Source organism: Proteus cibi (assembly GCF_003144405.1).
In the GTDB taxonomy this organism is placed as follows: domain Bacteria; phylum Pseudomonadota; class Gammaproteobacteria; order Enterobacterales; family Enterobacteriaceae; genus Proteus; species Proteus cibi.
The window spans coordinates 42,465-56,737 of record NZ_PENW01000011.1 but is presented as its reverse complement, the minus strand read 5'-3'; the positions used below and the strand labels follow the sequence as shown (position 1 = coordinate 56,737).

General features: G+C 39.1%; 17 protein-coding genes. 10 read left to right on the top strand and 7 right to left on the bottom strand.

Features of this window, described 5'->3' with window-relative positions; all coding sequences use genetic code 11:
• Positions 1-154: 154 nt before the first annotated feature.
• Positions 155-724: a class I SAM-dependent methyltransferase gene (locus DK865_RS07005; protein ID WP_036914532.1), complete on the top strand. Its 570-nt coding sequence runs from the start codon at positions 155-157 to the stop codon at positions 722-724.
• 55 nt (positions 725-779) lie between these two features.
• On the opposite strand, the gene pdxR is transcribed toward DK865_RS07005, so the two are convergent.
• Complete coding sequence (gene pdxR, locus DK865_RS07000) at positions 780-2,255, bottom strand: MocR-like pyridoxine biosynthesis transcription factor PdxR (RefSeq protein ID WP_109391538.1); 1,476 nt, start codon at positions 2,253-2,255, stop codon at positions 780-782.
• Between the two features lie 127 nt (positions 2,256-2,382).
• Here pdxR and DK865_RS06995 point away from each other — a divergent pair, with 127 nt between their 5' ends.
• Positions 2,383-2,841, top strand: coding sequence for a GNAT family N-acetyltransferase (locus DK865_RS06995; RefSeq protein WP_109391537.1), 459 nt, complete (start codon positions 2,383-2,385; stop codon positions 2,839-2,841).
• 94 nt (positions 2,842-2,935) lie between these two features.
• On the opposite strand, the gene DK865_RS06990 is transcribed toward DK865_RS06995, so the two are convergent.
• Positions 2,936-3,673, bottom strand: coding sequence for a tetratricopeptide repeat protein (locus tag DK865_RS06990; RefSeq protein WP_109391536.1), 738 nt, complete (start codon positions 3,671-3,673; stop codon positions 2,936-2,938).
• A 108-nt stretch (positions 3,674-3,781) separates the two neighbouring features.
• Between DK865_RS06990 and murQ the strand changes: the two genes are divergently transcribed.
• Positions 3,782-4,681 (top strand): N-acetylmuramic acid 6-phosphate etherase, encoded by a 900-nt coding sequence (gene murQ, locus DK865_RS06985; protein WP_109391535.1) that lies wholly within the window; start codon positions 3,782-3,784, stop codon positions 4,679-4,681.
• Positions 4,682-4,716: 35 nt separating this feature from the next.
• Here the strand turns inward: murQ and DK865_RS06980 are convergent, their stop codons facing one another.
• Together DK865_RS06980 and DK865_RS06975 are read right to left on the bottom strand one after the other, a co-directional pair.
• Positions 4,717-4,938, bottom strand: a complete 222-nt coding sequence (locus DK865_RS06980) for a type II toxin-antitoxin system Phd/YefM family antitoxin (RefSeq protein ID WP_109391534.1) — start codon at positions 4,936-4,938, stop codon at positions 4,717-4,719.
• A gap of 169 nt (positions 4,939-5,107) precedes the next feature.
• Positions 5,108-5,971 carry a YicC/YloC family endoribonuclease gene (locus DK865_RS06975; protein ID WP_036914536.1) on the bottom strand — a complete coding sequence of 288 codons (864 nt, stop codon included), beginning with the start codon at positions 5,969-5,971 and terminating at the stop codon, positions 5,108-5,110.
• 126 nt (positions 5,972-6,097) lie between these two features.
• On the opposite strand from DK865_RS06975, the gene rph reads away from it, so the two are divergent.
• Both rph and pyrE read left to right on the top strand, forming a co-directional pair.
• Positions 6,098-6,814 carry a ribonuclease PH gene (gene rph, locus DK865_RS06970; protein WP_036914539.1) on the top strand — a complete coding sequence of 239 codons (717 nt, stop codon included), beginning with the start codon at positions 6,098-6,100 and terminating at the stop codon, positions 6,812-6,814.
• A gap of 81 nt (positions 6,815-6,895) precedes the next feature.
• Entirely contained in the window at positions 6,896-7,540 is a 645-nt protein-coding gene (gene pyrE, locus DK865_RS06965; protein ID WP_099073912.1) for an orotate phosphoribosyltransferase, read from the top strand.
• Between the two features lie 308 nt (positions 7,541-7,848).
• Here the strand turns inward: pyrE and slmA are convergent, their stop codons facing one another.
• From slmA to coaBC, 3 genes are all read right to left on the bottom strand, one after another.
• Positions 7,849-8,451, bottom strand: a complete 603-nt coding sequence (gene slmA, locus DK865_RS06960) for a nucleoid occlusion factor SlmA (protein ID WP_023583381.1) — start codon at positions 8,449-8,451, stop codon at positions 7,849-7,851.
• 112 nt (positions 8,452-8,563) lie between these two features.
• A complete protein-coding gene (gene dut, locus DK865_RS06955; RefSeq protein WP_006534255.1) occupies positions 8,564-9,022 on the bottom strand; it encodes a dUTP diphosphatase in 459 nt (152 codons plus the stop codon).
• Entirely contained in the window at positions 9,006-10,217 is a 1,212-nt protein-coding gene (gene coaBC, locus DK865_RS06950; RefSeq protein WP_109391533.1) for a bifunctional phosphopantothenoylcysteine decarboxylase/phosphopantothenate--cysteine ligase CoaBC, read from the bottom strand. Before coaBC ends, dut begins: the two co-directional genes overlap by 17 nt.
• Positions 10,218-10,519: 302 nt before the next feature.
• Between coaBC and radC the strand changes: the two genes are divergently transcribed.
• The 5 genes from radC (at position 10,520) to DK865_RS06920 (ending at position 14,270) form a co-directional block, all read left to right on the top strand.
• Positions 10,520-11,191 carry a RadC family protein gene (gene radC, locus DK865_RS06945; RefSeq protein WP_109391532.1) on the top strand — a complete coding sequence of 224 codons (672 nt, stop codon included), beginning with the start codon at positions 10,520-10,522 and terminating at the stop codon, positions 11,189-11,191.
• 247 nt (positions 11,192-11,438) lie between these two features.
• The gene (gene rpmB / locus DK865_RS06935) at positions 11,439-11,675 is read left to right on the top strand and encodes a 50S ribosomal protein L28 (protein WP_036914542.1); all 237 of its coding nucleotides are present in this window, start codon (positions 11,439-11,441) and stop codon (positions 11,673-11,675) included.
• A gap of 11 nt (positions 11,676-11,686) precedes the next feature.
• Positions 11,687-11,854: a 50S ribosomal protein L33 gene (gene rpmG, locus DK865_RS06930; protein ID WP_006534250.1), complete on the top strand. Its 168-nt coding sequence runs from the start codon at positions 11,687-11,689 to the stop codon at positions 11,852-11,854.
• Positions 11,855-12,002: 148 nt separating this feature from the next.
• Positions 12,003-13,130, top strand: coding sequence for a glycosyltransferase family 4 protein (locus DK865_RS06925; protein ID WP_109391531.1), 1,128 nt, complete (start codon positions 12,003-12,005; stop codon positions 13,128-13,130).
• 138 nt (positions 13,131-13,268) lie between these two features.
• Positions 13,269-14,270: a glycosyltransferase family 9 protein gene (locus tag DK865_RS06920; protein WP_109391530.1), complete on the top strand. Its 1,002-nt coding sequence runs from the start codon at positions 13,269-13,271 to the stop codon at positions 14,268-14,270.
• The last annotated feature ends 3 nt before the right edge of the window (positions 14,271-14,273 follow it).

Genomic DNA, 14,273 nt, shown 5'->3' with positions numbered 1-14,273 from the left:
AGAAAAACGTATTTACTTAGAGATGACTCCAAGCTTTATACTGAAAGTCATTATTCACTAGATGATGTATTTTCATAAATAAAAATAATGATGAATGTTCTTCATTTAATCTAAATTTTATTTTACCTTAATTAAAAGGCACTGGGAGGCGAAGATGGATATATCCACATTCATTCCATTATCCACATACTACTCATATTTAAAACGGTTTGTGATCTCACCAACCACGATGGGTACTATCGCGCCTTCATCTCGTTGGTTATGTTATGAAATGTTAGATAAACTTAATTGGCAGCAGGATCTTCAGGTTGCGGAGTTAGGTGCTGGCACAGGTGTTATTACGCAACAAATCTTAAAAAGAATGTCGGTAAACTCATCATTAGATGTTTTTGAAATAGAACCCAGTTTTGCGACAGAGTTAGATAAAATTAACGATAATCGATTGAAGGTTTATACCGCATCAGCAGAGAAATTAAATAGTCATTATAATATGATTATTTCAGGGCTACCTTTTTTATCTATTCCTAAAAAAACAGGTTTAAGAGTTTTAAAACGAGTGCATAACGAGTTATTAAAAACCCAAGGTTGTTTTGTCTTATTCCAATATACAACTCGATATGAAAAAACGTTATCTCGTTATTTTCATTTAGAAAAAAAATTAGTTATACGGAATGTTCCCCCTGCTTGGGTTTATTATTGTACGCCAAAAAATAAAATAGGGTAAATGTAATGCTTGCTCGACATTTATATTGTCAATGATAATTAAGAATAGATGTTATTTATTTAGACAATGTTTGAGCAAGCAAAACAATACACTTTTCAATTTCAATAGGATCATGAGCAGCATATCCTAATAATATGCCTTGTTTCGGATAAGGTTGAATACAGTAACGTGATAAAGGCTGTATGGCTAATCCGATTTCGCGTGACTTTTTCACGATATATTCTTCTGTATAGCCAGCCTGAAGCCAGCAGACAATATGGATGCCAGAGTCTGTCGGTTCAACACAAAAAACATGAGATAGATGGGTTTTTATCGCATTAGTTAACACTTGATAGCGTTCATAGCAGGCTTTTCGTATACGCCTAACATGACGTGCATAATGCCCTTGAGAAATAAATAGCGCTAATGTTGCTTGCTCTAAAAAGCCAGAATGTGAATCGGTGTAGTATTTAGCGACTTTAAATGTATCAACTAAAGGTAAAGGAACCACTAAAAAGCCTAAACGAAACCCGGGATACATCATTTTTGAGAACGTACCGGCATAAATAACGCGCTGGTATTTATCTAAACCTTGTAGAGATTGAATGGGTTTAGAGTGATAACGAAACTCGCTATTGTAGTCATCTTCGAAGATCCACACATTATTGGATGACGCCCACTCTAATAACGCAAGACGGCGTGAAAGTGAAAGCGTATTACCTAAAGGAAATTGATGTGAAGGGGTAGTAAAAACAAGTTTTGTTTCTGGGCATTGCTCGATCCCTTGGGCAATATCCATTCCATCGATATCTGAATTTATTGGGTATGATTTTATACCATAAGACGTGAAGATCCCTCGTGCGCTGTCATAACCAGGATCATCTAACCAAACGGTATCACCTTCTGTTAATAATACTCTGGTGGTGAGGTTAATCGCTTGCTGTGTTCCATTTACAATAATGATTTGTTCAGGTTGGCAATAAAGACCTCGAGTTGATTGCATATATTGGCATATCATCTCTTTTAATGGTGTATAGCCTGTTGGTGAATTAAATGTGGCAAGTGCTTTTTTTGATTGTCGCCAAACTCGTCCTAATAATCTTCCCCAAAGCTCATGTGGGAAAAGATCTACACACCCAACACCAACATGAAATATCGGATTACTATTGATATTTGGTTGCGACTGTTGCCAAAACGCTTGTGCTTTTTGCATATTGGGATTTAGCGTTTCAATGGATGGTGAAGAAGTCGCGTGAGTTGTTTTGATCCACTTATCTGAAATAATAGCATCAGGGATTGTGTTTGCCACGAAAGTTCCTGCACCGCGTCGAGTCAATAAATAGCCTTCATCAATTAAACGTTCAAATCCTGCAATAACAGAATTACGGGAAATCGACATCATTTCAGCTAAAGTACGGCTAGAGGGTAGACGACTGCCTGATGTTAAGCGCCCATCTAAAATAGCCTTTCTCATCGCGTGATAAACCTGAGAACCAATAGGCCCTTCTTCTAAAACAAGGTTAGGAAAATAAGCTGTTTTTTTCTGTTTCATAAAGTGGACCCTATAAAAACACAAAAAGTGTACCTTATTGAGAGCCAAAATTAAACGTACCATGACCACGATTAAAGGCAGGTGATACCGTGTTATCGCATTTATAAAAGTAGAAGGAAGTGAAAAGATGAGCACAACACCAATAACTGTTTCAATTCAGTTTGTTGAACAAGAGCATTATGCTCAATGGTTGCCGCATTGGTTAAATTATCAAGCATTTTATAAAGTTGAATTATCAGAAGAGATAACATTAAAAACCTGGGCGCGTTTTTTTGATGAGAAAGAGCCTGTTTATTGTGCTGTCGCGATGGAAAGTGAAAAGGTATTGGGTTTTGTTCATTATCTTTTTCATCGTTCAACATGGGCTGAACGCGATTTTTGTTATTTAGAAGATTTATTTGTTTCACCAGATACCCGCGGTCGCCATGTAGGTAAGCAACTTATTGAGTTTGTAAATCAACAGGCTAAACAGCGTGATTGTGCTCGTTTGTATTGGCATACGCAGGAAACCAATTTACGAGGTCAGCGCTTATATAACTGGGTTGCCGAAAAACCGGGTGTGATTGAATACCGTATGGCGCTATAAAAGAACGTTAGGTAGGACAGATAGGGTATAAAAGAGAGGGCAAGATTTGCCTTCTCTTTTCTGAGTTAGGGTTATTTATTCGATTTAATTTGGGTTAATTAAACGCTTGTTGGCAATAAAACTCATTGCCAACTTTTTTTGCTTCTTCACAAGCCTGTTTCATTAATTCGTCAGCTTTTTGCTTATTCGGTTCAATAATATGATATTGACCAGAGAACATAAAAGAAGCCATTGCTTGAGCAAATCCTTCAAAAGTCATTTCGTTCGCTTTCGCAAACCACATATTCGCTTTTTCCGTATCTACAGGCACAGTACCCACCCCGCTATAAAGAACACCTAACCAAATTGGGGCATAGACAAATTCGGTTTGATGAGTTGTTGCTGCTTCTTCTAGTAATACAATGGCTTTTTTGTAATCTGTTTCACCAGATAAAGGTGATATCAGCGCGGTTGCTAGGCTTATTTTTCCTCTTATACTTCCTTTATCCGCTGCAATGGTTGCTAATTTTCTCGCTTCAACATAATGGTTTTTAAAATAAGGATCAGTACTGAATAAATAGAGATCAGCAAGTAATGCATAGGCATCGGCATAGTCGTTTTTTATAGACTCATTTGCCCACAATTGTGCGTTAAATAAGTTTTTTTCAACACCGGTTCCCATTAAATACATTTCAGCTAATTGATATTGAGCCTGTGCATTATGGTTTAGTGCTTCTTTGCGAGTATCTTCAAATTTTCTTTTGTCTTGTTCTTCAAAATTAGCATGCAAAGAAAAGGAGAAAAAAAGTGTCAGTAGACTGATAAAGGTCGAAATGGATTTAATAAATGTCATGTAGAGTACCGTTTGTAATGATTTTGAAAATCTTACCAATAATAATGGTATAAAAGCAGTTTATTTCTTCGGCTTAACCAAATAAATAACAATCTAGGGAGAGTAATAATGGCGATTGACCTTAGCAATCTTGTTACTGAAAGTAGAAATCATAACAGTAAAAATATAGACACGCTTTCAACATTAGACATGCTAAAAGTTATTAATAATGAAGATAAAAAAGTGCCATTAGCTGTCGAGAAAACGTTACCTGACATTGCTCAATTAGTTGATAAAGTTGCAATTGCTTTTTCTCAAGGTGGTCGTCTTATTTATTGCGGAGCAGGCACCTCGGGACGATTAGGGATTTTAGATGCCAGTGAATGCCCTCCAACTTATGGCACACCTCATGACATGGTGGTGGGGTTAATTGCCGGGGGGCATAAAGCCATTTTACAAGCGGTCGAAAATGCCGAAGATGACCAAGAACTTGGTGAGCAAGATCTACGTCAGCTTAAATTTAATCAGAAAGATGTGCTGGTGGGTATTGCAGCAAGTGGCAGAACACCTTATGTGATTGGTGCATTGAATTACGCTAAATCATTAGGTGCAACAACAGGGGCGATTAGTTGTAATCCTGAAAGTGCTATCGCTAAAATTGCCGATATCGCTATTACACCTATTGTGGGGGCTGAAGTTATTACCGGTTCATCACGCATGAAAGCAGGCACGGCGCAAAAACTTATTCTTAATATGATCACGACAGGTGCGATGATCAAAATGGGTAAAGTTTTTGGTAATTTAATGGTGGATGTTGAAGCCACTAACGCTAAGCTTGTTGAGCGTCAAATTCGTATCGTTATGCAAGCCACTGAGTGTGAAAGATCTGTCGCTGAAGCGGCATTGTCACAATGTCAGCGTCACTGTAAAACGGCGATTTTGATGATCTTAGCAAATATAGATGCCCCACAAGCGACAAAAATGCTTAATGAAAATAGAGGATTTATTAGAAAGGCGTTAGGTGAGTGATTAAAAAGCAATGACTTCTTTTGCATTTACCCAACTCATCGGTTTGTTAATGCCTTTATTGTATGCCCATGATGTTGCATTATTATATTGAATTCAGTATCCAGTTTTGCGCTTTGGTATGCTTCAAATTCAACCTTACTAATAACTACGGCAGATGTATCATCTCTGCGGGTTATTTCTACAGGCTCACCATGAATAGCGGTGTCTAAAACTTCAGAAATATGAGCCCGAGCTTGAGTCGAGGGATAAGTATGCATAATATTTTCTCACATTATTTAATGTACATTTGAATTGTACATTTTAGGTGTATAAATTTTCATTTATAAAAATGAAGCTAACTAAAATTAGAAAATTTTTATAACAAAAAAGCCAGCAAATACAAGGTATCTACTGGCTTAATGATGGGCTGTAAACAGCTAAGAAATCTTACTCAATATTTTGGATCTGCTCGCGCATTTGTTCAATTAAAACTTTTAATTCAATGGCTGAATTGGTGACTTCTGTATTAATTGATTTTGACGCTAATGTATTCGATTCACGGTTAAATTCTTGCATCATAAAATCAAGACGGCGACCTACCGCTTCTTTTTTAACGAGGATTTTGCGTGTTTCTTTAACGTGAGCTTCTAATCTATCCAGCTCTTCAGCGACATCTAAGCGTTGCGCTAACATCACTAACTCTTGTTCTAAACGATTATTATCAATTTGAACTTGCGCTTCTTCTAATTTGCTGGTTAAGCGTTCACGTTGCCATTGTAAAATTTCTGGCATTTGTGCTCTTACTTTAATAACTTCTTCGCTAACTGCATCTAAACGCTGCTCAATTAGCGCTTTAAGTGCTTGCCCCTCGGTTTCACGGCTCGCAATAAAAGCATCAATTGCCAAATCTAATTCCGCTAAAAGCTCAGTACCAATGGCATCTAAATCTTGCTCTTGTGCTGAAATAACACCGGGCCAACGTAAAATATCAAATGGGCTAATAGTGCCTTCGTGGCTGTGGCTTTTTACCCAGTTGGCAGAAACAATGAGTTGTTTTGCGAGATTTTCATCCAGGTTAAGTTCGCCTTGAAAGCGAGCATTAAGATCAAACCGTAAGTTACATTCAATTTTACCGCGTGTTAAGCGATTACGTAGACGTTCACGAATAACAGGTTCTAAACTACGTAATTGCTCAGGTAAACGAATATAAGTTTCAAGGTAACGTTGGTTTACGGAACGCAGTTCCCATGCAGCGCTACCCCAGTCTTTTTTAATGTCTCTGCGAGCAAAAGCGGTCATGCTACGGATCATAATAGGGTCTCAATAGTGTAAAAGATGATACGATTATAACCCTATGCATCAATACAAGGATAGGCATAAGCCATTTTAGGTCGTATAATGCGCCCCCAATATGTCAGAGAAAGCGGAGATAACACCATGCGTCCAGCAGACAGACAAGCAAACCAAGTACGTCCTATTACCATTACTCGCCACTATACAAAACATGCTGAAGGTTCTGTATTAGTTGAATTTGGTGATACTAAAGTCTTGTGTAATGCCACTGTAGAAGACGGTGTACCACGTTTTCTTAAAGGACAAGGGCAAGGATGGGTGACCGCAGAATACGGCATGCTTCCTCGCGCAACAAATAGTCGAAATGCACGTGAAGCGGCTCGTGGTAAACAAACGGGTCGTACTATGGAAATTCAGCGCTTAATTGCACGCTCATTACGTGCTGCTGTTGATTTAAAAGCATTAGGTGAATTTACCATCACTGTCGATTGTGATGTTATTCAAGCGGATGGTGGTACACGGACTGCCTCTATTACTGGTGCTTGTGTCGCATTAGTTGATGCTTTAAATAAAATGGTTGAAGAAGGTAAACTGAAAAAGAGTCCTCTTAAATCAATGGTCGCTGCTGTATCTGTGGGGATTGTTGATGGTGAACCATTATGCGATCTTGAATATGTTGAAGATTCTGCCGCAGAAACAGATATGAATGTGGTGATGATTGACGATGGTCGAATGATTGAAGTTCAAGGCACGGCAGAAGGTGCACCATTTAGCCATGAAGAATTACTTGCTTTACTCGCCCTTGCAAAGGGGGGATTAGAGAAAATATTTGAAGCGCAAAAAGAGGCGCTTAAGCAATAAATTCTATTTTTAAAGGCGACTGAGAAGTCGCCTTTTTTATGCCTAAAATTTGTCATCAAGTAACGTAGAGAGGAGAAAAAAATGAAAGCCTACCAACGCCGCTTTATCGAACTAGCATTAGCAAAAAATGTCCTGAAATTTGGTGAGTTCACGCTGAAATCAGGAAGGGTGAGTCCTTACTTTTTTAATGCCGGTTTATTTAATACAGGGCGTGATTTGGCTTTGTTGGGGCAATTCTATGCGCAAACATTATTAGATAATAATGTGTCTTGTGATGTGCTGTTTGGACCCGCTTATAAAGGGATCCCGATTGCAACTACAACGGCAGTCGCATTGGTTGAACATCATGATATCGATATCCCTTACTGTTTTAATCGCAAAGAGGCTAAAGATCATGGTGAAGGAGGAACATTAGTAGGAAGCCCATTGAAAGGTAATGTAGTGATTGTTGATGATGTGATTACAGCAGGTACTGCAATTCGTGAGTCAATGGAAATCATCAAACAGCATGATGCAACGCTGTCTGCGGTGTTATTAAGTCTGGATAGACAAGAGAAAGGGCGAGAAGAACTTTCTGCAATACAAGAGTTAAAACGTGATTATCAATGCCAAGTGTATTCGATTATTACTTTGGATGATTTAATTAGCTACCTTAGTGAGAGTGAGACTCTGTCTGAGCATTTACCTGCAGTTAAAGCTTATCGTGAGCGCTATGGTGTGAATTAATAAAGTTAATACGCGATAAACGAGTTGGTCGATTATAAATAAAAAAAAGCCCTCGCCCAATTATGGGCGGGGTGAGTAGTACAATGAATCTTCTGTGACAAATATCACAGATATTGAAATATAAAAAGGACTTTTACAGCAGGGGCAAAGCGAGTCGCTAATGCCACAAAATAGGAACTGCACGAGTGCCATTCCTGATAAATACATTTAGGTAACTCTGTACCAGAGGACGCATGTTAACACAAATAAGAAAAAAACGGCATATCTGTAAATTTCAAATTGTTGAGTTAAATCACGAGTCCATCATTTCATTGTAACTGTGCCAAAATTAATGGCCAGCGAGCTTCAAATTCTTGAGTGGGTTGATAGCGAAACTCTGTACGAACAAAGCGTGCTAGCATACCTTCACAAAACGCGAGTAGTTGTGAAGCAAGTAACGCTTCATCATGCAAGAAAGCACTACCTTCACGAATTTTACGCTCTTTAATGACCTGTCGTAGTTGAACCTCAATGCGCTCATAAAGTTGGTTTATTCGCCCTTGCAATCTGTCTTGTTCAAACATCAATGCATGACCAGTCAAAATTCGAGAGAGTCCTGGGTTTTTCTCAGCAAAACCGAGGATCAAGATAAGAATTAAGCGAATTCTTGCAACAGCGTCTTTTTCGTCTTTTAAAATCAAATTAATACGGGAGACTAAGCTATCTTCGATAAACTCAATTAAGCTATCAAACATTTTAGTTTTACTTGGAAAATGTCGATAGAGCGCAGCTTCAGATACACCTACAGTGGCGGCAAGCTTTGCCGTTGTGATGCGCTGACTACCATCACTTGATTCCAACATTTGGGCAAGTGACTGTAAGATTTCATCCCGTCTATTTCTTTTCTTTTTGGTTTCTTTTTCTTCTGCCATGACTGATAAGGCCCCTGCTAAAAGCAAAACAAATCAGTAAACCTTTGCACTAAGGTTGTTAGTGCAAAGGGAGTGATATCGTCATTGATATAATTAATGCAAGACGTCTTTATTATTGGCGGCCAGAGTGACCAAAGCCACCGCTACCACGTTCCGTTGCGGTAAAATCTTCAACAATATTAAATTCAGCTTGAACTACAGGTACGATAATCATTTGAGCAATACGCTCACCCGGTTCGATGGTGAACGCTGTTTGACCGCGGTTCCAAACTGACACCATCAGTTGACCTTGGTAGTCAGAATCAATCAGCCCGACTAAGTTACCCAATACAACACCGTGTTTATGACCTAAACCTGAACGAGGAAGCACCATTGCTGCTAATCCTTCATCGGCAATATGTACAGCAAGACCTGTAGGTAATAATTCGGTTTGCCCTGGTTCAAGAACCAATGGTGCATCAAGGCAAGCACGTAAATCTAAACCAGCAGAGCCTGTTGTGGCATAAGCAGGAAGTGGATATTCTTGACCAATACGTGCATCAAGGATTTTAACATCAATTTTTTTCATCATAATGTTTGGCTATCTCGTCAAGTAGGCGATGGCTAAGTTGTGCTTTACTACTGTGTGGTAAGCGCGTTTCTCCATTAGCCCAAATAAGGTGTAATGCATTGTTATCACTGTTAAAGCCTTGATTTTCTACTGAAACATCATTGGCACAGATTAAATCGAGCTGCTTTTGTTCTCGTTTTTTGCGGGCATATTCTTCCACATTCTGGGTTTCGGCTGCAAATCCAACAACAAAAGGACGGTGTTCAACCATTTTTCCGACACTCGCGACAATGTCGGGGTTTTTTACCATAGTGATGGTGACTTCATCACCTTGTTTTTTTATTTTTTCAGCCGCGATAAGTTTAGCGCGGTAATCTGCAACCGCAGCGCAACCAATAAAAATATCTTGTGAAGGTGCAATTAACATCACTTGTTCGTACATTTCTTGTGCGCTTTCAACGTCAATACGTTTAACACAAGCCGGTGTCGGTAATGTGACAGGCCCTGCGATAAGCGTGACATCAGCACCACGTAATGCGGCTGCATGTGCAATCGCAAATCCCATTTTCCCTGAGCTATGATTACTGATAAAACGCACGGGATCTAAGGCTTCGCGAGTAGGCCCTGCGGTTATCGTGATTTTTTTACCTGCAAAATCTTGTGGTTGTAAAGCAAGTTGTTTTTCAGCTAATGAGACGAGTGCCAGAGGATCTAACATTCGTCCAGGTCCTACATCACCACAAGCTTGACTACCAGAATCAGGTCCCCAAATGAAACAGCCACGTTGCTCTAAAGCGGATAAATTTTCTTGTGTAATTGTGGCTCTGTACATTTGCTGATTCATTGCTGGCGCAATAGCGATAGGTGCGCTACTCGCTAAACAGAGTGTGGTAAGTAAATCATTTGCCATACCCACTCGTAAACGTGCAATAAGATCGGCAGTCGAGGGTGCAAGTAAGATTAAATCAGCCCATTTGCCTAACTCAATATGCCCCATAGCGGCTTCTGCAGCAGGATCAAGTAAATCATCAGCAACAGGAAAACCCGAAACAGCTTGTAGTGACAAAGGCGTCACAAATGCATGAGCCGCGGGTGTCATTACAACTCGTACAATTGCGCCTTTTTCACGTAAACGGCGTACAAGTTCGGGTGCTTTATAGGCCGCAATACCACCACTGATGCCAAGAATAATCTTTTTGTCGTGAAGTGTAGTCATGATGAAATGCCTAAGTACATAAATAATTGTCCGTAATTTTACCACAAGGTAATCGTGAATTCGGAATTCTATGTAACTTCATGTTTTATAGATTAAATTTTTGCGATTTATCTCGCAGAAATTTGATGTGTGTCTTTTTTATACAAGATGAGCAGTTTATAGTAATTTAGCTGTATAAAACAACAGTTGTTTTATGATTGGCATTTTATGATGACTAATGCTTCACCTAAATACTAATGTTTATGTGAATAAATAAAATAGATCATTAATACCACAGCCTTTGCTTATTAAGGAGTCCACGGATGGAAAATCAATCGGTTAGTGAACTTTTACCTAGAGAGAAATTATTACTGTATGGCGTGGAATCACTCACTGATATTGAGTTATTGGCGCTCTTTTTACGCACCGGCACTTATGAAAAGTCTGTATTAGAATTGTCGGCTTTTTTACTTAAAGAGTGTGGTTCTCTTTATCACGTTATTAATGCTGATTATGAAACATTAGGGCGTTTTAAAGGCGTTGGTATGGGAAAGTTTACTCAGTTGCAAGCTATCAATGAAATGGCACAACGCTTTTCGACAACACAATTTATGTATAAAAATGTACTTTCTTCTTCTGAAGATACAAAGCATTACTTACAAAAATTACTTCATTGGCGAGACCGTGAGGTGTTTGTGGTCCTTTTTCTTGATAATCAAAATCAATTGATTGCTTTTGAAGAGATGTTTAAAGGAACAATTAACCGAGTAGAAGTTCATCCGAGAGAAATTGTCCGTCAATCAATAAAAAAGAATGCAACATCTATCATTCTTGCTCATAATCACCCTTCTGGTATTTGCGAACCAAGTCTCGCAGATAAAGAAATAACAGAAAAAATTTTTACTGCTTGCCAATTAGTGGGTGTAAATGTACTCGATCACCTTGTGATAGGGCATGATGATTGTGTTTCTTTCGCAGAACGAGGTTGGTTGTAGCAAATATTTTTGTAATTATTGTCAATCTTTATTTGTACGGGTCTTGAGCGTTGAGGCCATTGGGCGTATACTACGCCACCTTTGAGGATCTTGGGTTTGGCGAGAAGAGCCTATCTCAGCAAGTTTTTTCTGAGGTGTTTACACAGTTTTTCAATCGTTAAAAGTTGCTGAGATGGGCTCCAAAGCCTGACGAGGCGGTCAAACCTGATATTAAAGCTCGAGCTGATTAGATTTTTGGAGAATAGACATGTCCCGAGTCTGCCAAGTTACCGGCAAGCGTCCTGTGAGTGGAAACAACCGCTCTCACGCATTAAACGCGACTAAACGCCGTTTTCTGCCAAACCTGCACTCTCACCGTTTCTGGGTTGAGTCTGAGAAACGTTTCGTAACTCTGCGTGTATCTGCTAAAGGTATGCGTGTGATTGATAAGAAAGGCATCGAATCTGTATTAGCAGATTTGCGTGCCCGTGGTGAGAAGTTCTAAGGAGCTGAAAAATGGCTAAAGGTATTCGCGAGAAAATTAAACTCGTTTCTTCTGCTGGTACAGGTCACTTCTATACCACTACGAAGAACAAACGCACTATGCCAGAAAAACTGGAAATGAAAAAATTCGATCCAGTTGTTCGTCAACATGTGCTTTATAAAGAAGCTAAAATTAAATAATTTTAGTTTTCTTAAAAAACCCGACCTTAGTGTCGGGTTTTTTGTTATCTGGAGCCTGCTAAGTATAGCAAAGTAAAGCTATTGTGATCTTCGCTTGCTCTTTAGTTATACTATGGTTCTTTTAAATCATCAGGTGAATGGATTGCGGATGAGTAAGTCAGCACTATCAATATTACATACAGAATCATCTTGTGGATGGGGTGGTCAGGAAATTCGTATACTGACGGAATCTCAAGGCATGATCCGCAGAGGACACCGAGTTGCATTAGTGTGCTGTCCTACCTCTAAAATTGCTAAAGCTGCGCCTGATTATGGTATTGAGGTTTTCACATTACCCATTGAAAAAAAACGTATTTCATCATTAAAAGCACTTCGCCAATGGCTGAAATTACATCGTCATCAATTTGATGTTATCAACACTCATAGTTCAACGGATGCATGGCTAGTTGCCTCTTCTTGTGCCACATTACGCCATTCACCAGTGGTGGTTCGAACTCGTCATGTTTCTACGGATGTTTCACGCTCATTACCAACACGATGGCTGTATCTTTCATCCAGTGCCCATGTTGTGACAACGGGGGAGAAATTACGCCAGACGCTCCATCAGCATAACAAATTCCCATTAGAAAAAATGACATCGGTGCCTACAGGGATCGATTTGCAACGTTTTTTTCCACAAGATAAACAACAAGCTAGAGAAAAAATTGGCATACCGAATAAACCGACATTAGGTATTGTGGCGACCATGCGAGTGTGGAAAGGGCATAAATATTTGGTAGAAGCTTGGAAATCATTGCATCAACAGTTTCCTGATTGGCAATTAATTTTTGTTGGTGATGGACCTCAGCGTAAAAATTTAGAGCCGATGGTGAAAGAGGCGGGGCTAGAACAAAGTATCTTTTTCCTTGGCAATCGTAATGATGTACCCGATTGTTTAAATACAATGGATCTTTTTGCATTACCGTCTTTTGGGAATGAAGGTGTACCTCAAGGGATTATGCAAGCGATGGCATGTGGTTTACCTGTCGTATCGACGACGGTTGGTGCGATTAGCGAAGCCGTTATTGATGGTAAAACCGGTTTTACATTAGTACCGCAAGTACAAGAATTATTAACCCGTCATTTAGCTAAATTAATGATCTCAGATGAGTTGCGTGAACAGATGGGTAAAGCTGCGCTTGAACATGCCATTTCACGATTTGGTTTAGATAATATGTTAGATAAGATGGAAAGGATCTTTATTCAGGCAATCAACGGTAAAAATAAATCAGTATGATTAATGTTGATAATAAAGTCGTGAAACGATTATCTCTATTATCAACTTGGTATATTCATCTTATTGATGAATATTTGTAATACTTTTTAGTGTATAGTCTGAGAAGTAAATGTATCATTTAAGCCAAATAAAAAGCATATGGATCCAAAAAATATATTGGTTATAGCGGTAGCGCGTTTTGGTGATACATTACTTATCACCCCCGTTATTCATGCCTTAAAACAGCATTGGCCCAATGCTCATATTCATGTACTTGCACATAAACGTAGCGCATGCATTCTTGAGCATAACCCTGATATTGATAGCATTAGACCTTTTTCTAAAAAAAGGGCGATTTGGACAGGTTGGTTACCCCATAAGCCTTATGATTTAGCGTTAGTATATGGCAATGATAGTGAACTGGTGAATTATGCTCGTCGCCAATCTCATCATACCGTTGCTTTTGCTGATATTTCTCAGCAGCAAGGCAATGTGACTTGGGTTGCGCGTCCTAAGTCGCCAATGGTGGCACAAGAAGAACGTGCCTTATTAATTAATGCATTAGGGATTTATCCGAGTTGTTGGCAATTACGTTACTTTATCAATGAGGAAGAAACGACTTTTGCACAACAGTTTTTAAAAGATAATTCATTAATTAATAAGAATATTATTGGTTTTCAATTACAGAGTTTTCCGGCTAAAGCCTATCGAGATTGGCCTGTGGGAAATTTTCTGCAATTAGCAAAACAGATTATTACCCATGACGCGAGTACGTACTTTTTGCTATTAGGTAGTAAGGAAAGCGAACAATTATCCATTGATTTAGCTAAAAAAATCGGTGAAGAGCATTGTTTAGCCTTGGCGGGACGTGTTTCAATGCGACAAAATGCGGCAATTATGGCAAATTTATCGCTTTATGTTGGTGTTGATACGGGACCTACACATTTAGCGGGTGCTTTAGATATCCCAATGGTGGCGCTATATCATAGCTATCATCCTGGATGCTATTTAGCCCCTCTACAACATTCTTGTTGTCAGGTTATCCAACATCCAACATCATTGGATAATGCCCGCCGTGAAGACGATATGGCTGAAATATCAGTCGAAGAAGTGTGGAATGCTGTGCGTAAAATCATGAATGGAATGAAGGTGAAAAAGTAATCC